Below are 19,798 nucleotides of genomic sequence, written 5' to 3' on the forward strand. Positions count from 1 at the left end.
GGGTAAGGCTGATGCCAGCTTTATATCCAGCGAGTTTTTATTAATGTGTAGACAGCTCTTTCAAAGTGACGCCTGAAAATAGAATAGGAGTAGAACCATCTCTTCTTCACCGTCTTCTTCATCCCGCCCTGTGCGCGGGGTAAATAGCTCGGAAGAAAGTAAAAAACGCACCCGTAACGCAAAGCGCATTCTCAAAGACATTATGTACCCGCATAATATCCACCCTGCGCTGGTGCCGGGCGTTTCCATTGAGGATCAGAAGGTTAAATATGGAGTGGATAAGCCGATCCTTGTGGCGGTCGGCGGCCTGGTCATGGCCTTCGTCATTTGGGGTGTGGTTGCGCCCGAGCAAGTCTTTGATGCCTCTTCGGCCGCGCTGGATTGGGTAATGCGCAACTTGGGTTGGATTTTTACTGCCTTGGCTACGTTCCTGATGTTTTTGCTCCTCATCTTGGCCTTTTCCAAGTACGGAAAGATTCCACTGGGGCTCGATGGGGAGAAGCCAGAGTTTTCCACGGTGAGCTGGGCTGCGATGCTCTTTGGTGCTGGCATTGGTATCGGCATTATTTTCTTCGGCCCCTTCGAACCGCTGAGCTACTACCTTTCGCCGCGGCCAGGCGCGTACGAGGCAGCTAGCGATAAAGCCGTGCTTGGGGCAATGGCTCAGGCCGCAATGCACTGGGGATTTAATGCTTGGGCAATCTATGCCATCGTGGGCTTGTGCGTGGCCTATGTGTCTTTCCGCCGCGGCCGCGTTCCCCTGATGAGTTCCATTTTGATGCCGCTTTTTGGCAATCGTTCTACGGATTCCCTGCCGGCGCGCATCATCGACGGCCTGGCCATTATTGCCACGCTCTTTGGTACCGCCGCGACCTTGGGCATTGGTGCGCTGCAGATCGGCCGCGGCGTGGAATTGGTTAGCGGCTGGTCCACCACCGGCAATACTGCGGCGCTGATCATTATCGTGGTGCTGTCTATCGGCACGATTTTTTCGGCCGTTTCGGGCGTGGCTAAGGGCATTCGTTGGCTCTCAAATATCAACCTGGTGCTAGCGCTTGCGCTGGCGCTGTTCTTCTTCGTGGTAGGTCCCACCGCTTTCTTGATCAACATGTTGCCGGCAGTGGTGATTGAGTATCTCGATGAAATGCCGCAGATGCTCTCTGCCAATATGGGCGAGGGCGAAGATATGGTGGCATTCCTCTCCTCATGGACCACCTTCTACTGGGCTTGGTGGGTATCGTGGTCACCGTTTGTGGGTGTTTTCGTAGCCAAGATTTCGCGCGGGCGTACCATCCGCCAATTCGTGCTTGGCGTGCTGCTTATTCCATCGGCCATCATTGTTGCTGCCTTTACCATTCTTGGTGGCACCACCATTTGGCTGCAGCGCCGCGATGGCGATATCGCCCCGGACGGCACTATTGACTCTATGCCGGCGGCAGAAGATATCTTCTTTAAGGTCCTGGACCATTTCCCAGGTGCGGAGTGGATGGCACCCATTGTCATTCTCATGCTGGTTGTCTTCTTCATTACCACGGCGGACTCCGCATCCATTGTGAACTCGCAGCTCACGCAGCGGGGTAACCCCAAGCCAAACCCTATTGTTACCGTCTTTTGGGTGGTGTGCATGGCCGGCATCGCCGTGGTCATTTTGCTCGCTGGCGGACGCAATGCGCTGCAGGGCCTGCAGAATCTTATTACGATTACCTCTCTGCCATTTGCGGTCATCATTGTGCTTATGTGTATCGCGCTGGTGCGCGAGCTGCGCCATGATCCAATCTCTATCCGTCACTTCTACGAGGATGAGGCGGTTTCTAATGCGATTGTGCGTGGCGTGCGCGATTATGGCGATAATTTTGCCTTGTCCATTGAACCGACGGAGGGGGACTATGCAACGGGCGCGCACTTTAACTCCACTGCAGCAGAGGTGACCGATTGGTACGCGCGCACGGACGAGGAAGGCCACGCTGTGGGCTATGACTACGAGACAGGCGAGTACGTGGATAATGATCCTTCTATCAAGAATGGCGAATTTATCTCTCCTGTGCCTGAGGACAAAGATGAGGGTTAATACCTGATAATTATTATCAGGTAGGGTGCCAGCTATGACTCTTAGTACCTTTGTTTTCGCCTTCGCCTTGGTGCTGCTTTCGGGGCTATCGACCTCGATTGGCGGAGCCTTGGCGGTGGGAAAGCGCCAGCCGGGCTCGGCTTTCATGGCTGCAGCTCTAGGTCTTTCGGCCGGTGTGATGCTCTACGTCTCCTTCATGGAGATTCTCCCCGAAGGCATGTCCCAGCTTTCCGACGCCCTCGGGGGAGAAACCGCTGGCACCTGGGCCGCCGTCGGTGCCTTCTTTGCTGGCATTGCCGTTATCGCCATCATTGACCGGCTCGTGCCGGAAGAGATCAATCCCCATGAGCCGGCTACGACGGCCGAAGAGGCCCGCCGCAAAAAGCTGATGAAAACTGGCGTATTTACCGCCTGCGCGCTGGGGCTGCACAATTTTCCGGAAGGATTCGCCACCTTCTTATCCGGCCTAGAGTCTAAGGAAATCGCGGTGCCGGTGGCGGTGGCAATCGCCATTCACAATATCCCGGAAGGCATCGCGGTGGCCGTCCCGCTGCGGGAGGCAACCGGATCACGCACGAAGGCCTTTTGGTGGGCCACCTTGTCTGGGCTGGCGGAGCCGATTGGCGCACTCATTGGTTTCGGCCTTCTCATGCCGGTTATTGGGCCGGCGACAATGGGAATCAGCTTCGCCGCCATCGCCGGCATCATGGTCTTTATCTCGTTGGATGAGCTTTTGCCCACCGCCGAAGAAACCGGCGAGCATCATCATGCCGTTTATGGCCTGATCGCCGGAATGGCAGTAATGGCGGTATCGCTGATGCTATTTATGTAGCAGGCCTACTGTGCTTGAAGCTTAAGCCTCTGCCGGCGTGGAAGAGGTGCTCGAGGACTTGCCAAAGGAAGCTTTGACTGCCATGACGATGGTGGCGATGACCGTGCCGAGAACTAGGCCGCAAACCATAGACATGCCGGTCTCTGCCAGCCAAGCCAGGGCGCCATTAGAAATCTTTTCGGTCACGGAAACGATGAATTCGTGCGGCTGATTCATGCCGAATTCGTGCAGGCCCTTGACCACGATATGGCCGCCGACCCATAGCATCGCGGCGGTGCCGATGATGCCGATAATATCGAGCACAATGGGCATGCCTTTGACAAGCGCGTTGCCCACCGTGGACTTGCCATTGTGGCGCTCATTTAAAGCCATGCCAATATCGTCCATCTTGACCAATAGGCCCACGGCGCCGTAGACACCCAAGGTCAATAAGATGCCGACGAAAATGAGGGCCCCGAGTCGCATCCAGAACGGCTGGTCGATGACCTCGTTCAAGGAAATGACCATGATTTCAGACGACAAGATGAGGTCAGTGGTAATCGCGGACTTGACCAAGCTGTCTTCGGCGTCGGCACCCTTTTCCTGGACTGATTCGGTTTCTTTTTCTCGGTGGGGAAGAAGGTGGTGCAAGATCTTCTCGGCACCCTCGAAGCAAAGGTAGGTACCGCCGCACATCAAGATAGGCGTGAGTGCCCACGGCGCGATCCAGGAGAGGATCATCGCGATGGGCAAGATGATAACGAGCTTATTGATAAGCGAGCCCTTGGTGATGCGCCAAATCATCGGCAGCTCGCGCTGCGGCTTAATACCTTCGACGTATTGCGGGGTTACCGCGGCATCATCGACTACAACACCAGCGGCTTTCACCGAGGTCTTGCCCGCGAGTGCGGCCACATCGTCAACGCTGGAAGCTGCGGAGCGGGCGATCAAAGCGACGTCGTCAAGCAGCGCAAATAGGCCACCGGCCATAGATTATCCTTCTGGGGTTAGGGTAATGTCATCGGACCACGTCAAGTTTATCCCTTGATGTGCCAACCAAGCCATCGCATCGTCACCGCTGCGAGTAATGCCTTCCACTGCGGTTAGGGTGGTGTCGATCGCTTTTTCTGCCTCCTCGGCAGTAATCAAGCCAGCGGAGGTGGCGGCAGAGAGCTCATCAATATCGAGGACGGAAATGGGCTCGTCGCGCGTTGCGACCAGGTCCACATAAAGATCGCGGGTGGTCCAGAGCGCACCATCGCGCTGGATTTCGGCAACGTCGATATAAAAATCTTGGTGGACGTCTACGCCCGGACGGAAGTGAAAGATATTGGCACGCAGGTTAAGGCCGGGTAGCAGCCACGATTCTAGGTAACCAAAGCGTGGGTGATCGGCGCCGCGGGCCATGTACAGACCAAACTCGGTTTCGGTGTAGGTATCGACCTCGCGCAGGAAACCTTTGGGGTCGGTATTGGTGTAATCGATGGTATTAAAGGTCTCGCGCTTGACCGGATGGAGGTCCACCGCCATCTACTTCACCTCAAGGAAAGCGGCAGTGGGGGCGAATTTGCAGTGGGACTCTTGGGTATTAACGCCGCCGGATAGAAGCGCGATAACGGTGCCTTTGCCGGTCTGGGCGGTGCCGGACAAGGTGGTGGGGCCATCCTGGTTGATGCCATTGTTATTCAGCGGGGTGATGCCGCTGCGCAGGGTATCTAGGTTGAACCACTGCACATTCATTCCGCCCTGCTCGCGCGCGGCCGGAGGGGTGCCAAGAGCGGTAAAGAGGAAGACGGTCTCGCCGGGTTGTGCACCAGGTGCTGGCATTTCCGTGGGGCCAGGTACGGCAATGGCCGAGCCCATGGCATCGCTGGTGCCGCCGATGCAATGTGCGGAGACGGTGGGCCAATAAAACTGGCGGAAATTCGGGTTATTGCCCTCCGGCATAGCCACGCCGCCCTTGCCATCGCCGCCGCCGGCGAAGAACGCGAGGCCCGAGAGAATAGCGTTGTGAACATCCTCGGGAATCCAAGGTTGTGCCGCAAAAGCGCGGATGCGGTCCTGGGTTTCCTGATTGGGGCGGCCTAGCTCGTCGAGGGGGCTATGGGAAGAAGCCTGCTGCACCAGGATAGAAAGGTCTGGTGCAGATGCCTGCGCTGGGGCGACGAGTGGGGAGGCGAGGCCGATGAGCGCGGCCGTGGCGGCGGTAATATAACCGATGCGGCCGGATAGGCGCCAGGTGGTGCGGGCGTTGCTCACGTTATCAATTCCTTGGGTGCGGTCTCGGTCAGGGCATTCAAACCCCATTAGTCACAATCGTAACAATAGTACCTAAAGTAACGATAGTGATAGCTAGGGAGGTGTCAAGTGTGTTTGCGATCTATAAGAATCTTCGCTCGCCCTATACGGTGCGTTACCGGGTAAAGCCAACCCCAATGCTGCACTTGGCCCTTTAAGGGGGTATCGTGGGAGCTCGTTCAAGATCAAATTCGCGCGCGCAAGCGCTGTAGATCCTCCGAAGGAGAACCCCACTAGTGAGTAATACCGAGTTCCGTAATGTTGCCATCGTCGCGCACGTTGACCATGGCAAGACCACCCTGGTCAACGGCATGCTGGAGCAGTCCGGCGCCTTTGGTGACCACGGTGAACACACGGACCGCGTCATGGACTCCAATGATCAGGAGCGCGAGCGCGGCATTACCATTCTGGCCAAGAACACGGCCATTCACCGCAAGGGCCTAGGCAAGGACGGCCAGGACCTGATTATTAACGTCATCGACACCCCAGGCCACGCCGACTTCGGTGGCGAGGTCGAGCGCGGTATTTCCATGGTGGATGGCGTCGTCTTGCTCGTCGATGCCTCCGAGGGACCGCTGCCGCAGACCCGCTTCGTGCTCACCAAGGCACTGGAAGCCAAGCTGCCGGTTATCATCTGCGTGAACAAGACTGACCGCCCGGATGCCCGCATCGACGAGGTTGTCTCCGAGTCCCAGGACCTCCTGCTGGAAATCGCCGCCGGCCTGGAGGATGAGGAAGCTGCAGCCGCCGCCGAGGAGCTGCTGGACCTGCCGGTTCTCTACGCTTCCGGCCGCGCCGGCGTTGCCTCCACCGAGAACCCAGGCGATGGCAACGTCCCTGCGGGCGAGGATCTGCAGCCGCTTTTCGACGTCATCTATAACGTCCTCCCAGAGCCTTCCGCTACCGTCGACGCCCCACTGCAGGCGCACGTGACCAACCTGGACGCCTCCGACTTCCTAGGCCGTATCGCGCTGCTGCGTATCTACGCCGGCCGCATTAAGAAGGGCCAGCAGGTGGCCTGGATCCACTACGACGAGGATGGCAACCAGCACACCAAGACCGTGAAGGTCGCCGAGCTGCTGCGCACCGTCGGCTTCGAGCGTCAGCCGGCCGAGGAAGCCATCGCCGGTGACATCGTGGCTATCTCCGGCATTTCTGACGTCATGATTGGTGACACCATCGCCGATCCGGAGCACCCTGAGGCTTTGCCGCGCATCACCGTAGACGAGCCGGCCATCTCCATGACCATCGGCGTGAACACCTCCCCGATGGCAGGCCAGGGCGGCGGCGATAAGCTCACCGCGCGTATGGTCAAGGCCCGCTTGGAGCAAGAGCTCATCGGTAACGTTTCCCTGCGCGTGCTGCCCACCGAGCGCCCCGACGCTTGGGAGGTACAGGGCCGTGGCGAGATGGCGCTGTCCGTGCTGATTGAGTCCATGCGCCGCGAAGGCTTCGAGCTGACGATTGGCAAGCCGCAGGTTGTGACCAAGGAAATCGACGGCAAGACCTACGAGCCATACGAGATCCTCACCATTGACTCCCCGTCCGAGCACCAAGGTGCTATCACCCAGCTGCTGGCCGCCCGCAAGGGCCAGATGCAGGCCATGGATGTGCGCGAGGGCGACTGGGTACGCATGATCTTCCGCGTTCCTGCCCGTGGCCTCATCGGCTTCCGCACCCAGTTCATGACCGAGACCCGCGGTGCCGGTATCGCTAACTCCATCTCTGACGGCCTGGATGTCTGGGCCGGCGATATCAAGTCCCGCCCGACCGGTTCCCTGGTGGCTGACCGCACCGGCCAGATCACCCAGTACGCGCTGACGCAGTTGGCTGACCGCGGCAACTTCTTCGTCGAGCCGGGCGCCGAGGCTTATGAGGGCATGGTCGTTGGCGCCAATAACCGTGATGAGGATATTGACATCAACATCACCAAGGAAAAGAAGCTGACCAATATGCGCTCCGCTACTGCGGAGGCCACGGTCACCCTGGCCAAGGCACACACCCTTTCCTTGGAAGAAGCACTGGAATTCTGTGGCAACGACGAGTGCGTCGAGGTCGCCCCGGACGTCCTGCGCGTGCGCAAGGTAGAGCTTTCCGCTACTGACCGCAAGCGTGCCGCCGCCCGCGCGAAGCAGATGAATAAGTAGTGAGCACCACCTTAGGTGGTAGTGATTGCCGCTGAAGTGGCAACCACCGCCGCTACTGCTGCCGCCTCCTCTACTACGGCCTTAACCGCTGAGGAGGCGGTTTTGTCATATGTCACCTCCTTTTTGATCTCCTGAATGCGTGCCCGCATTTCCCGTCGCTTCATGCCCTCCGCATCATTTTTGAGCAGAGTATAGGCACCGGAGACTTCGCGGAGGATATCGAGGATGATGACGTCATTGACCTCGGCTGGACGTTGTGCTTCCAGCACCGCGACCAGCCGCTCGCGCAGTTGGTGCTCTAATTCCAAGTCCGTCATGATGTAGCGGTCGCCGCCCCATTGCCACCACTTGGCTTTTTCTATGTCGAGCTGGCCATTCGCGTGGAAATCCAAGGCGATGATCTCCCGTGGGGTAAACCAAGAAGCTTCCAAGAGCTCCTTTGTACTGGCGGTCTTGTGCTGCTGTAGCTCCTCCCATGCCCAGGCCAAAACTGGGTTCTTTGGGCGCTGGGTGGTAGTTACTACCTTTTTCTTTTCCGCAAGTTCGACGTGCCCGCCCAGCAGTAGGTCCGCGAGGACGGTAGCGCGTAGGGCGGCCTCATTATTGGACACCCAGTCTTCTTTCTTGCCATTGTCTTTGGTTAATAGCAGGAACATTTCTTGGCAAATCAGCATTGGTGCCTCCCTCAAAGTTGCGGTCTGAGCCTGAGTCTAGCGCCGAATATCTTCGTTTCGGCGGGGTAGAGGGACTAAAGTAGTCCGCGATGAAAAAGAATCCGGCTTCAACAAGGCGCGCGGCGTCGGCAATGGCGGCGGTGCTGAGCGCCGCTAGCCTTGCTTTCTTAAGCGCTTGCGCGGCTAACCCTGGTCCTCCACCGGTGGTGGAGGATAATGCCTCCGCGCTGCAAGAGGACCAGGCCACCACCACTGCAAAACAGCAAGAAGAGCCACCCCAAGACGCCGATTCCGCTAAGCGTCCTACTATCTCAGTGGGCGTAGATCCCTTGCGCGCGGGCTTAAACCCTCACCTGGTGGCCAATAACTCCGAGCTGGTGGACCAGATTGCGGAACTGGTGCTGCCCTCAACCTTCCACGGCGGTCAGAGGGACGCCGATATCCTGGAATCCGCCGCCGAGGTAAATGCCCCCAAGGGAGTGGCGCAGCGGGTGCGCTACGTGATTGCATCGCCCGCGCAGTGGTCGGATGGCACTCCCATCTCTGGCGCGGACTTTAGCTACTTGTGGAAGCAGATGACCACGACCGCCGGTGTACGAGATCCCGCTGGCTACCACGCCATCTCGGCCGTGAATACCTCTGATGGTGGTCGCGTAGTCACGGTGGATTTTTCCCAGAAGGTTAAGGACTGGCACCTGCTCTTCCATAACCTACTGCCTTCGCACTTATTGCAAGATGATAATTTCGGCTCCGCATTAGCGGATAAGATTCCGGCATCGGCCGGACGCTTCCTTGTCGATAGCGTGGACCGGGGACGCGGAGTCATTACGTTGAACCGAAACGATAGGTTCTGGGGCGCTAATCCTGCCCAAGTGGATGTCATCCAGCTAAGTGAGGTACGCGATAGCACCCAGGCGCTGAATATGCTGCGCTCCGGACAGATTGGATTCGCGGACTTTACTCCGGACCAAACCTCAGAGGAGGCGTTGGGCCTTTTAGGGCATGTTTCTGAAAAAGCACTTACCCGCCCACGCCAACTGCGCCTGCACATGTCTACTGCAGAAGGCGCATTGGAAGAAAGGGCAGAGCGCCGCGGATTGGCCTCACTGATTGATACGGATCAGGTCGCCCGCTTGGCCACCGGCCGCGCTTCCAATCTGGAGCCCGGAAATAACCCTATAAGCAAAGACACGGATCTTACTGCGTTGCGCGCACGCGCCAGTAAGAAACCGATTCGCTTTGCGGTAGACCCTACTAGCCCCACTGCCTTGGCCGCGGCAAATACCCTCTACGATGTCCTGGAAGCCCACGGGATAGATGCCGAGGTGGTTTCCGAGCGCCTGACCACAATAACCTCCAAGCTTTTGCCCGAAGGCGATGTGGATGCCGTGGTTACTTGGGAAGATATCTCCTTGAACTCGTTGGCCGCGGCAAATATCTTTAGCTGCGATAATAAACAACCACTGGCAGGCGATTTGTCCGGAATCTGTCCGGAGAATGCGGAGGAGATTCGCGAGGAAATCTTGTCTGGGACCATGAGCCCGAAGGAGGCGCTCGGCCGCATTCGAGAAGTGAACTCTAAAGAAGCGCTCTACGTGCCGTTGATGGATGAGACGCGTATCCACGCGCTCGGGAAGGGTATTGTAGGCCCCGGCCAAAGCATTGATGATTGGGACGGGGGTCTTATCACCGCGCCCCGCTGGAGGATAGATGAAGACTAAGGATTTAACCGGCTATCGCGTGGTGGCAGTCCACGCCCACCCGGATGATGAAACCCTTTTTATGGGCGGTACCCTGGCGAGCCTCGCTGCACGCGGCGCCGAGGTCATCGTTATTACGCTCACCTTGGGCGAGGACGGCGAGGTTATTGGTGAGCCCTACCAGGGCCTGGCCGATCATGATCAGCTCGGCGGCTTTCGCGCTCGCGAATTGGCTAACGCACTGGAGGCTCTTGGAGTAAAGGGAATCCAGCTCGGCGGCTTCGGTCACTTCCGTGACTCCGGCATGACGGGCTCACCCTCCCACGAAGATTCGCGCGCGCTGGTCAATCGTATCGATGAGGCTGCCGATTTCCTCGGTGAAGAGCTCGAAGCAATTGACCCCCACGCCATTTTGACCTACGGGCCCGATGGCGGATATGGCCACCCGGATCACATTGCGGTGCATAAGGTGGTGATGAAGGCGGCGTCGCCAAGCGTGCGCATTTGGTACGGCACTTTTGACCGCGCCGCTAACTACGCCGGCCTGGAAACCCTCGATGCCCCAGCTGGATGGACCAAGCCCAGCCAGGACTACTTGGACAATTTCACCAACGAGGGGGCTGATGTCACTGTCGCTCTGTCTGACGCCGCCCTGGACGCCAAGCGCCGTGCCATGCGCGCTCACGCCTCCCAAATTTGGTTGGCCGATGGCTCCGCCACCCGCACCAATCCCGCGTCCGCTGTGGCCGCGCTCCATGAACCTCAGCGCGTGCCCGGCGCCTTTGGCCTGTCCAATCTGCTAGTTATGCCGCTGCTGCCTGCCGAATACTTCCAGCTGGGCCAAGGCGAGCCGTCCGATGATTTGCTCGGTGGCCTGTGATGCGCACGGATTTTAGCCGCGGCGAGCAGGTAACCGGCCTGGTGTGGTTGGCTATCGGCGCGATGCTTTCGGTATTTCTCGAGGTCATTTATCTCACCGCCCGCATCCCGCTATCGAATGGGGCGAGCGTAGCCTTTCCCATTACGATTGTGATTGCGTGGTGGTTCAACTCCGTGCTCACCCGCACCGCCCGCTTGTGGAGCCGGACGCCGGTAGTCAGCGCCATCCCGCTCATCGTCTGGTGCCTGGGCTTTTTTGCCTTCATGCTCCTCGTGCCGATGACAGGAGACATGCTCTTGGCCAATAATATTCTCAGCCTGCTCCTGCTTTTGGCCGGTATAGGCGGGGGCGTTTGGCCATTTTTCAAGCAGAAGTGACATACTGTTAAACATCCCAAATCCGAGACATCAGGAAGTTTCAAGGAATCTCCATGACTTATACGATCGCACAGCCTTGCGTTGACATAATGGACCGCAGCTGCGTTGAGGAATGCCCTGTTGACTGCATCTACGAGGGCAAGCGCATGCTCTACATCCACCCGGATGAGTGCGTGGACTGCGGCGCCTGCGAGCCGGCTTGCCCGGTCGAGGCCATCTTCTACGAGGATGACGTTCCCGATGAGTGGCTGGACTATAACGACGCTAATGCAGCCTTCTTCGATGACTTGGGCTCTCCGGGTGGCGCAGCTGCCCTCGGCCCGCAGGACTTTGACGTTCCGATGATTGCCGCGCTTCCGCCACAGAATCAGGAGTAAGACATGGCTCGCGCACCGCTAGGAAAGACGCTTCCAGACTTCCCCTGGGATTCACTGGCCGGCGCCAAGAAGAAGGCCCAGACCCACCCGGGCGGAATCGTTGACCTCTCGGTGGGCAACCCCGTTGACCCTGTATCCCCAGGCGTGCAGCTTGCGTTGACCGCAGCCGCGCAGGCCCCCGGCTACCCGCAGACCGCCGGCACCCCGGAGCTGCGCGAGGCCATCGCCGCCGCGCTGACCCGCCGCTACAATATGCAGGTCGATCGCGTACTGCCGGTGGTTGGTACCAAGGAGGCCATCGCCTGGCTGCCCACGCTTTTGGGCATGCGCGGCGAGACCGTCGCCTTCCCCTCGGTGGCTTATCCCACCTATGAGGTGGGCGCGCTGCTTGCCGGAGCCACTCCGCTGCGTGCGGATTCCGAATTCCAAGACGCCTCTTTGGTCTTTTTGAACTCGCCATCCAATCCCACGGGCCGTGTGCTCGGGGTGGAGGAGCTGCGTCGCATCGTGGCGTGGGCGCGCGAGTCCGGCGCCATCATCGCCTCCGATGAGTGCTATATGAGCTTGGGCTGGAATGACGATAATCCGCCGGTGTCCATCCTCGATCCGCGCGTGACCGACGGCGATAACACCGGGCTGATTGCCATGCATTCGCTGTCTAAGACCGCGAATATGGCTTCCTACCGCGCCGGCTTCTTCGCGGGTGATAACGACCTCATCGACGAGCTGCTGCTGCTGCGCAAGCACGCCGGCCTCATCGTCCCAGGGCCCATCCAGGCCGCCATGGTCGCCGCGCTTAACGACGACGACACCGAGACGCTTCAGCGCAACCGCTACGCCTCCCGTCGCGCGGTGCTCATGCACGCGCTTGTCGACGCCGGCTTTACCATCGACCACTCCGATGCCGGCATGTACCTCTGGGCCACCCGCGGCGAGAATTGCCGCGAGACCATCGACTGGCTTGCCGAGCGAGGTATCCTCGCCGCCCCTGGTGACTTCTATGGCCCAGCAGGCGAGAAGCACGTGCGCATTGGTCTCAACGGCACCGATGAGCGCATCGATGTTGCAGTAGACCGCCTCGCCGGTGCCTAATTCCGGCAGGCCTCCCGCACGCGAGGGCATATCCCCGCGCAAGACGGTCCTGCGCGGCCACGTGCCCGAAAAAGGGGAGTACTTCGCCGCTCGCGCCGGCGATTCTCCCTATCCACCTGGGGCTTTGCTGCCGGCTGGGGCCGAGCTGCCGCGTCCCGTGCCGGCCTGGTATCACCCCACTGTGCCTGCCGAGCGCCCCATTCCTTTCGACTACTCAGTCATCTACGCCGACCGCGACCTCATCGTGGCCGATAAGCCGCACTTTCTGCCCACGACCACCAATGGCCGATTACAACGCGAAACGCTGCAAACCCGCCTGCGCGTAGATTTTGGCGACGACGATATCGTGCCGCTGCATCGCCTAGACCGCCTGACGGCCGGCCTTGTGCTTTGCTCTCGCAATCCCGCCACTCGCGCCGCTTACCAGGGCATCTTTGGCAAGGGGAGTGCGGTGAAGAGGTATCGGGGCGTCGTCAAGCGGCCGCTTTATGTGGATCGGGAAATCACCCTGCACATGCACAAGCCCCGCGGCTCGCGCCAGGTGCTCGTTGCTTCCGATGGCACGCCCACCTCTACGTATGTGCGCGCCGCCGGCCGGGAGGTGACCATGTGGCCGCGCACCGGCCATACCCACCAACTGCGCGTGCTGCTTAATCATCTGGGGCACCCGCTTCTCGGGGACGACACGTACCCCGCCCCGCGCAAGCTCGACCTCTATGATTTTCGCGCCCCGCTCGCCCTACTCCATGAGGCTATCTCTTTTATAGATCCTCTATCACAATCCGAGCGTCAATTTTTCAGTTCGCAGGACTTAAGAACTACAATCGAGTAGTTATTAAATCACTGGCTAGAAAGGCGGCCCATGGCAGACCTCAGCGTCGCGCGCTTTGTGTCCAATTTTGGGCAGTTTCTCAAATTCGGCATTGTTGGCGGCTCCGGTACCGCGGTTAATCTCTTTGTGGTCTATTTGTGCAGAAAGATTACTTGGTGGTCTGGCGGCATCGAGGCGGATGATCCCTTCATCAATCTCTTCGGCTCTGTTTTCCATATCCGTTGGTACCATGTGTTTTTGACCATTGCGTTTTTGGTCGCCAACACTTGGAACTACCAGCTGAATCGCATGTGGACTTTCCGATCGGTGGCGAAGGTGTCTTGGCTGCGCGGTTTCTTCCCATTCCTTCTCGCTGGAATTGGAGCTTTTATCGTAAGTCAAGTTGTGGCGACACTGTTAATGAATCCGACTTCGCCGCTGCATTTGCCCTCAGACATTCTGGATGATTCGACCGGTTTGCGTACAAAGGTGTACTGGGCATCGGCCATTTCTATCATTGTCGCTATGCCGATTAACTTTATCTTGAACAAGCTGTGGACCTTCCGCTCGCAGCCGAAGACGCCGCAACTTGTCGAGGAAACCGAGCCGGCCTAGCTAGGTCCCGTATTTTCTTCCTCTCCGCCCCCGCGCTCACCAGCGCAGGTTGGCGGGGATTTTTCTTTCTCCCCGTGAGCGCGAAGGAGACAGTACCTCCCGCCGCGCTCACGGGGAACGAAAACAAAGAAAACCCGCCGTCCGCGGTGAGCGCGAAGGGCGGGGTGAGGTGCCGGAGTGAAACTAGTCTTCTAACTCGGCATCGAGGCGAGCTTGGTCGCGACGGTGCTGGCGGCGACGAAAGAAGGGGGTGAGGGCGAGCACGGCAATGGCGCCGACTGCGGTACCGATGAGGTAGGAGACGGGGTCGTGGCCGTCGGCAGGCGCGTAGGCGTTAAAGGCAATGCCGGCGAACATGACTATAAGAGGGATGAGGTAGACAGCGATAGCCGTCCAATTGCGGCTAACAATTGGGGTGGCCACGCGCTTGCGCATCCAAGCAGAACCGATGAAGTTGCCCACGATGGACGGCACGAGCGCGAGGAAGCACAGCATGGACATTTGGCCAGGAAGGACCCAGGCGAGAATTGCGGCGACGACGAGTTCGAGGAACGAGATTGGGGTCATTCCGATTACGCAGGCCTTATAAAGCGTGTCGCGTTCGAACTCATCGCGAGTCGCGCGATCGATTTCCTTGAGGGAGTAATTGGCGATGGCGTTAATCATGTTGTTCAGCTCCAAAAATTTCTTCGACGGTTTTTCCTAGTTCGTGGCAAATATCCAGCGCGAGGTGCACGGAGGGCGAGTAGTTGCCGCGTTCGATATTGGCGATGGTTTGGCGGGAGACGCCAACTCTTCTGGCGAGTTCAGCTTGTGATAATTCGAGCCAGCGGCGCCATTTGCGGACCATGTTGGGGTGCTCGGCCATCTGGTCTCCTTTACGGGGTGTCGTTCTTACATTACCTAGTGTAAAGGAAAGTTGTCACTAAGGCAAGGGTTATACGCACAGGTGCCACTGCCAATAGGGCACAGTGGCTGAGGTAGGGAGCTGCGGACTACCGCCTTTGAGCACTTCCAACGTGGCCTTGACGAGCAAAACGGCCTGGTTGAGGTGGTGGATGATGTCGTCGGCAGTAAAACGCAAAACGGTATAACCATGGGCTACAGCCGCGTTTTGTTTGGAACGGTCAGCTTGAAAGGCCACACTGTGCTTGTGGTATTCCCAGCCGTCAACTTCCACCAGCAGCTTGCCAATCTTCAGGTCAAAGCGGTAGCCGGCGATGAGAACATTGTGCTTGGGGAAGATACCTTCTGCGCGCAGCTGCCTGCTTAGCGTGCGTTCCGGTGAGCTATCCGCGCCTATAGCAGCGTGTCGTATAGCCTCTTTAAGAGGCGTCGGGACGCGCCGCATTCGCCGACGGTCCTCTTCTAGGCGGTTGGGGCCGTGCTTTCCTTGGTAGTAGTCTTCCAATAAAGGCCTACATGCGCGCGAAATTCTGCGTGCAGCCCATAGCGGTTGCACCACCGGTAGGCCGTTGACCTTGTGTGTGGCCCGGAGACGCGAGTGCGAAACTCGGAAGCATTTTCCCTTCAATGTACGAGGTCCCTCTGCTTCCAACGGAAAGGTTAGCTGCCGGCCGAGATAAATCTCTTGTGCAGTCTTTCCGGTGAAATGGATTCGGCTGAGCCCATGCGCCAAGGTCCGCGCCACCGCCAGGGGCGTCCACGAATCGGTATAAATCCCCCGATGCACGCGGTACAGCTTGCCCTCACGCACCTTGCGGCGAATCGCCTCTTTACTTAAACCCTGCTCACGCAGTTCCGCGGTTGTCCATTCCCCCATGGAAATAAACGTAAACGGCCGCAGTGCGTGATGGCTACGCTTCCCGCTGCAACCTGTGGATAACTCAGGGACGGGGCTCGATTTTCCGCCGCGTGGCCTGGAACGCTGTGGATAACCGCCCCACGCGCTCACCGGCAGCCGCCCTTTGGCAGCGACCCGTGTTCACGGTGAGCGCGAGGGGAGCGGTGGAAAGCCCACGACCTTTGCGCTCACCGGCAGAGCTTTCCGACGTCCCCATTCGCTCCCCGTGAGCGCGGCGGGCGGAGCGTTGGGCACCTCACCCCCTCGCGCTCACTGGGAGACGAAAAGAGACGTCCATTCTCGCGCCGGTGAGCGCGAAGGGCAGAGGGAGAAGGGACAGCGGGGAGGGGAGGGGCTAAGTCAACGGCAGGGTGGAGGTGGGGTCAATGCCGCGAACCTTGGAGTTGATGACACCGGCGACGGCGAGCACCGCGAACATAGCGGCGGCGGAGAGGAGTTGGCTGCGGGCGGTGGCGTCGGTAAGCATGAGCACCGCGATGGCCGCAAAGAGCGCGAGGGCGAACCAAGTCAGGTAGGGGAAGGCCCACATGCGGATGGGAAGGGGATGGAGTGCTTCGAGCTGACGGCGCAGGCGCAGCTGGCTGACGGCGATGAATACCCACACGATGAGCAGGGAGGCACCGGCGGCATTGAGCATGAAGGTAAGAAGCCAACCTGTATCGGCGTAGTTGAGCACCACTATGACGGCCGAGAGTAGGACGGACAGGGCAATAGCGGTGGTGGGTACGCCGTCTTTATTGGTGGTGGTGAAGATGCGTGGAGCCTCGCCACGGGAGGCCAGCGAGTGCATCATGCGAGAGGAGGCGTAGATCTGCGAATTGAAAGCGGAAAGCAACGCAAGGACGATGACAACCTCCATGATGCCGGCCGCACCCGGGATGCCGGCGCGCTCGAGGACCATGGTGAAGGGCGATTCTGCGGCCGTGGAGGCACCTCCCAAGATGGAATAAGGCAGAAGGAACGTGATGACGAGAACGGAGCCCAAGTAGAACACGGAGATGCGCAAGATGGTGGAGCGCACGGCGTTGACCAGGGATTTTTCGGGGTCCTCGGATTCGGCAGAGGCGATGGCGACGACTTCGATGCCGCCGAAGGCGAAGGCTACGGCCAAAAGGCCGGCCGCGACGCCGCCGAGGCCATTGGGCATGAAGCCGTCCTCGAGGAAGACGGAGGTGCCGATGAAAGAATGGCCAGGCAGGAGGCCCAGGATGAGCAGCACGCCGATGATGAGGAAGGCCACGATGACGACGACCTTGATGAGGGCGAACCAGTACTCGAATTCGCCGAAGCTACGGACGCGCAGCAGGTTGATGATGCCGAAGAGGACCACGCAGATAGCGGCGGGAATCCACGGCGAGACGTCGAACCAGGAGCCAATGAATCCGGCCGCGCCGGTGATTTCGGCGCCGAGTACGGCGACGGTGGCTAGCCAATAAATCCAGCCCTGGGTAAAGCCCGCCCAGCGGCCGATGCCATGTTCGGCATATTCGGAAAAAGAGCCGGAGGCGGGGATAACGGTGCCCATCTCGCCCAGCATCTGCATCACCAAAATGGCCAGGAAGCCGGCGATAATATAGGCGAGGAGCACGGCAGGACCGGCGGCGGAGATACCGACGCCGGTGCCGAGGAATAGTCCGGCACCGATGGTGGAGCCAAGCCCCATCATGGTTAGGTGGCGGACCTTCAGGCCAGAACCGAGGGTGGAGGAGTTATCAGTCACCCCTCCATCTTATTTTGCCCGATAAGGCTATAGGAATCGGGGGTATTAATTCTTGTGCAGCTCGTCGTTCAACGCGACGGCCTCGGATTTCCATTCCACAGCCTCAACCGCACCGGAGACGGAGTTGCGGCGCAGCAGCATACCGGAGGCACCGGAGAGCTGGGAGCCCTTGACGGCCTCGCCATTGTCGACGCCCAGTGCTTCCGCGACCTTGCCAAAGACGGTCACCTTGGTGCCGGCGGTGACGTAGAGGCCGGCTTCGACTACGGCGTCGTCGCCAAGCGAAATGCCGATGCCGGAATTAGCGCCGAGCAGGCAGCGCTCGCCGATGGAGATGACCTCCTTGCCGCCGCCGGACAAGGTGCCCATGATGGACGCGCCGCCGCCGATATCGGAGCCATCGCCCACGACGACGCCCGCGGAGATGCGGCCCTCCACCATGGAGGCGCCCAAGGTGCCGGCGTTGAAGTTCACAAAGCCCTCATGCATGACGGTGGTTCCCTCAGCAAGGTGGGCGCCCAAGCGCACGCGGTCCGCGTCGCCAATGCGAACGCCAGACGGCACAACGTAGTCCACCATGCGCGGGAATTTATCAACGGAGTAGACAACGACCGGGCCGCGGGAGGCAAGGCGGCCGCGCACCATCTGGAAATCGGAGACGGCGCAGGGGCCGTAGTTAGTCCAGACCACGTTATTGAGGTGGCCGAAGATGCCATCCATATTCAGGCCGTGCGGCTTGACCGCGCGGTGAGAAAGGAGGTGCAGGCGCAGGTAAGCATCGTAGGTATCGACGGGGGCGTCATCCAGATCTTTGATGGAGGTCTCGACAGCAACGCGGGCCACGCCGCGCTCCTCGTCCGGGCCTGCCAGCGCGGAGAACTGCTGAGGGACCTCCTCCAAGCGCTTGGTCTCGGTGGTCTCTACGGTCTTATCGGTATAAACGGCTGGGAACCAGACGTCCAAGACGGTGCCGTCATGGGTAATGGTTGCCAGGCCACGTGCGGATGCAGAAGTCATGCCCGCTAGCTTAGCAACTACCTCCGCGTCTCTGCGCGCTGGCCGGTGGGTAGTACGAAGGACAAGACGACGAGTATCGCAGCGAGGATGAGTACCGAGATGACCTGGTTGCGTGCATCTGGGTCAAAGAGCATGAGCAGGGTGAGCCCGCCCAGCGCCGCGGCCGTGACCCACGGCAGCCAGGGAAAGCCGGGCACACGCAGATCGGTCAACTCGCCATTGTCGCGCATTTGGGGATGCAGCTTGATAAAGGAAGCCACGATGAAGGACCAGATGACCAGCAGACACCCGCCCACTGCATTGAAGAGAAATGCTAGGAGCCCCGGAGGGTTCCAAAACTGCAGGCCTACCGAAGCGAAGGCGAAGACCATGGACAAAATGACCGCGTTGATGGGGGAGCCAGCGCGATTTTGCTTGAGGAAGAATCCTGGGGCGCAGTGATCCTTAGCCATGTCAAAGACCAAGCGGGAAGTGGCGTAGATCTGCGCGTTGAAGGCGGAGAGCAGCGCCAAGGCGATAATCGCTTCCATGAAACCGGACGCGAAGGGAATCTTGGCGGCCGCAAGCACGAGGGTGAAGGGGGAATCGGCGGCTACGTCGGCGTCCTGGATGGAGCTAAAGGGCAGCGCCATGGTGATAACCACGATGGAGCCGATGTAGAAGATCATGATGCGCACGATAATGGCGCGGACCGCGGTGGCCACGTTATGTGCTGGGTCCTCGGATTCGGCCGCCGCGATAGTAACCAATTCGATACCGCCGAAGGCAAAGGCCACGGCTAGCAATCCGGCGGCGAAGCCGGGCATGCCATTGGGCAGGAAATTAGCGGTGAAATTGGTCCCGGCCAAGGAGAGATCCATGCCGGGCAGGATGCCCAGCGCCATGAGCACGCCTATGGCAAGGAAGGCGACAATGACGCCGACCTTGATGATGGCGAACCAGAACTCAAACTCGCCAAATCCGCCCACGGCCGCGAAATTGACCACTGCGAAGAATGCCACGGCGATAAGTGCCGGAATCCACGGGTCGATATCGAACCAGCTGGAGATGATGGCGGCCGCCCCGGTGATTTCGGCGCCCATGACCATGATTAGCATGAACCAATAAATCCATCCCATGGTAAAGCGTGCCCAGTGTCCGAAGGCCTGACCGGCGTAGGTGGAAAATGACCCCAAAGAGGGGCGGGCGGCGGCCATCTCACCGAGCATCCACATCACTAGCGCAATGAGCGCGCCGGCCACGGCATAGGAAATGAGCACGGAGGTGCCGGAAATCTGGATGCCGAGGCCTACTCCGAGGAAGAGGCCGGCGCCCACGGCAGAGCCAAGGCCCATCATCGTGAGATGACGGGATTTCAATTGAGCGGTTTCGGCCATTGTTATCACC

Annotated in this window: 20 protein-coding genes; 10 read left to right on the forward strand and 10 right to left on the reverse strand. The window is 59.4% G+C overall.

The window, feature by feature from the left end; translation table 11 throughout:
- Positions 1 to 130 precede the first annotated feature (130 nt).
- Both WMQ00_RS08175 and zupT read left to right on the forward strand, forming a co-directional pair.
- A complete protein-coding gene (locus tag WMQ00_RS08175; protein WP_200287796.1) occupies positions 131 to 2,068 on the forward strand; it encodes a BCCT family transporter in 1,938 nt (645 codons plus the stop codon).
- A 34-nt stretch (positions 2,069 to 2,102) separates the two neighbouring features.
- Positions 2,103 to 2,900: a zinc transporter ZupT gene (gene zupT, locus WMQ00_RS08180; protein WP_248099014.1), complete on the forward strand. Its 798-nt coding sequence runs from the start codon at positions 2,103 to 2,105 to the stop codon at positions 2,898 to 2,900.
- A 21-nt stretch (positions 2,901 to 2,921) separates the two neighbouring features.
- Here zupT and WMQ00_RS08185 read toward each other — a convergent pair whose 3' ends face one another.
- The 3 genes from WMQ00_RS08185 to WMQ00_RS08195 are packed head-to-tail and all read right to left on the reverse strand — an operon-like array spanning position 2,922 to position 5,186.
- Entirely contained in the window at positions 2,922 to 3,869 is a 948-nt protein-coding gene (locus WMQ00_RS08185; protein ID WP_340440869.1) for a DUF808 domain-containing protein, read from the reverse strand.
- Between the two features lie 3 nt (positions 3,870 to 3,872).
- The gene (locus WMQ00_RS08190; RefSeq protein ID WP_284835702.1) at positions 3,873 to 4,409 is read right to left on the reverse strand and encodes a DUF402 domain-containing protein; all 537 of its coding nucleotides are present in this window, start codon (positions 4,407 to 4,409) and stop codon (positions 3,873 to 3,875) included.
- Positions 4,410 to 5,186 carry an Rv1157c family protein gene (locus WMQ00_RS08195; protein ID WP_259824398.1) on the reverse strand — a complete coding sequence of 259 codons (777 nt, stop codon included), beginning with the start codon at positions 5,184 to 5,186 and terminating at the stop codon, positions 4,410 to 4,412.
- 227 nt (positions 5,187 to 5,413) lie between these two features.
- Here WMQ00_RS08195 and typA point away from each other — a divergent pair, with 227 nt between their 5' ends.
- Positions 5,414 to 7,324, forward strand: coding sequence for a translational GTPase TypA (gene typA, locus WMQ00_RS08200; RefSeq protein ID WP_086588097.1), 1,911 nt, complete (start codon positions 5,414 to 5,416; stop codon positions 7,322 to 7,324).
- A gap of 11 nt (positions 7,325 to 7,335) precedes the next feature.
- On the opposite strand, the gene WMQ00_RS08205 is transcribed toward typA, so the two are convergent.
- Positions 7,336 to 7,998 carry a GOLPH3/VPS74 family protein gene (locus tag WMQ00_RS08205; protein ID WP_259824397.1) on the reverse strand — a complete coding sequence of 221 codons (663 nt, stop codon included), beginning with the start codon at positions 7,996 to 7,998 and terminating at the stop codon, positions 7,336 to 7,338.
- Between the two features lie 89 nt (positions 7,999 to 8,087).
- Between WMQ00_RS08205 and WMQ00_RS08210 the strand changes: the two genes are divergently transcribed.
- From WMQ00_RS08210 to WMQ00_RS08240, 7 genes are read left to right on the forward strand one after another with little or no spacing between them, the layout of a single operon-like run.
- Positions 8,088 to 9,719, forward strand: a complete 1,632-nt coding sequence (locus tag WMQ00_RS08210) for an ABC transporter family substrate-binding protein (RefSeq protein WP_340440870.1) — start codon at positions 8,088 to 8,090, stop codon at positions 9,717 to 9,719.
- Complete coding sequence (locus WMQ00_RS08215; protein ID WP_340440871.1) at positions 9,709 to 10,578, forward strand: PIG-L family deacetylase; 870 nt, start codon at positions 9,709 to 9,711, stop codon at positions 10,576 to 10,578. The genes WMQ00_RS08210 and WMQ00_RS08215 overlap by 11 nt, the downstream gene beginning before the upstream one ends.
- A complete protein-coding gene (locus tag WMQ00_RS08220; protein ID WP_340440890.1) occupies positions 10,578 to 10,955 on the forward strand; it encodes a hypothetical protein in 378 nt (125 codons plus the stop codon). Before WMQ00_RS08215 ends, WMQ00_RS08220 begins: the two co-directional genes overlap by 1 nt.
- A 53-nt stretch (positions 10,956 to 11,008) precedes the next feature.
- Positions 11,009 to 11,332, forward strand: coding sequence for a ferredoxin (gene fdxA, locus WMQ00_RS08225; protein WP_005323553.1), 324 nt, complete (start codon positions 11,009 to 11,011; stop codon positions 11,330 to 11,332).
- 3 nt (positions 11,333 to 11,335) lie between these two features.
- Positions 11,336 to 12,424, forward strand: a complete 1,089-nt coding sequence (dapC, locus tag WMQ00_RS08230) for a succinyldiaminopimelate transaminase (protein ID WP_340440872.1) — start codon at positions 11,336 to 11,338, stop codon at positions 12,422 to 12,424.
- A complete protein-coding gene (locus WMQ00_RS08235; RefSeq protein WP_284799327.1) occupies positions 12,417 to 13,256 on the forward strand; it encodes a pseudouridine synthase in 840 nt (279 codons plus the stop codon). Before dapC ends, WMQ00_RS08235 begins: the two co-directional genes overlap by 8 nt.
- Positions 13,257 to 13,286: 30 nt before the next feature.
- Positions 13,287 to 13,850 carry a GtrA family protein gene (locus WMQ00_RS08240; protein ID WP_005323549.1) on the forward strand — a complete coding sequence of 188 codons (564 nt, stop codon included), beginning with the start codon at positions 13,287 to 13,289 and terminating at the stop codon, positions 13,848 to 13,850.
- Positions 13,851 to 14,033: 183 nt separating this feature from the next.
- Here the strand turns inward: WMQ00_RS08240 and WMQ00_RS08245 are convergent, their stop codons facing one another.
- From WMQ00_RS08245 to WMQ00_RS08270, 6 genes are all read right to left on the reverse strand, one after another.
- Positions 14,034 to 14,516: a hypothetical protein gene (locus tag WMQ00_RS08245; RefSeq protein ID WP_023021846.1), complete on the reverse strand. Its 483-nt coding sequence runs from the start codon at positions 14,514 to 14,516 to the stop codon at positions 14,034 to 14,036.
- Positions 14,509 to 14,718 carry a helix-turn-helix transcriptional regulator gene (locus WMQ00_RS08250; RefSeq protein WP_023021845.1) on the reverse strand — a complete coding sequence of 70 codons (210 nt, stop codon included), beginning with the start codon at positions 14,716 to 14,718 and terminating at the stop codon, positions 14,509 to 14,511. The genes WMQ00_RS08245 and WMQ00_RS08250 overlap by 8 nt, the downstream gene beginning before the upstream one ends.
- Before the next feature lie 69 nt (positions 14,719 to 14,787).
- Entirely contained in the window at positions 14,788 to 15,633 is an 846-nt protein-coding gene (locus tag WMQ00_RS08255; RefSeq protein WP_259824392.1) for a type IV toxin-antitoxin system AbiEi family antitoxin domain-containing protein, read from the reverse strand.
- A gap of 376 nt (positions 15,634 to 16,009) precedes the next feature.
- On the reverse strand, positions 16,010 to 17,341 hold the full coding sequence (locus WMQ00_RS08260; RefSeq protein ID WP_340440891.1) for an amino acid permease: 1,332 nt from the start codon (positions 17,339 to 17,341) through the stop codon (positions 16,010 to 16,012).
- Positions 17,342 to 17,440: 99 nt separating this feature from the next.
- Positions 17,441 to 18,412, reverse strand: a complete 972-nt coding sequence (gene dapD, locus WMQ00_RS08265; protein WP_239206831.1) for a 2,3,4,5-tetrahydropyridine-2,6-dicarboxylate N-succinyltransferase — start codon at positions 18,410 to 18,412, stop codon at positions 17,441 to 17,443.
- Positions 18,413 to 18,429: 17 nt separating this feature from the next.
- Complete coding sequence (locus WMQ00_RS08270; protein ID WP_340440873.1) at positions 18,430 to 19,788, reverse strand: amino acid permease; 1,359 nt, start codon at positions 19,786 to 19,788, stop codon at positions 18,430 to 18,432.
- Between the last annotated feature and the right edge of the window lie 10 nt (positions 19,789 to 19,798).

Origin of the sequence: Corynebacterium sp. KPL2825, from assembly GCF_037908445.1 — a bacterium.
GTDB classification, from domain to species: domain Bacteria; phylum Actinomycetota; class Actinomycetes; order Mycobacteriales; family Mycobacteriaceae; genus Corynebacterium; species Corynebacterium kefirresidentii.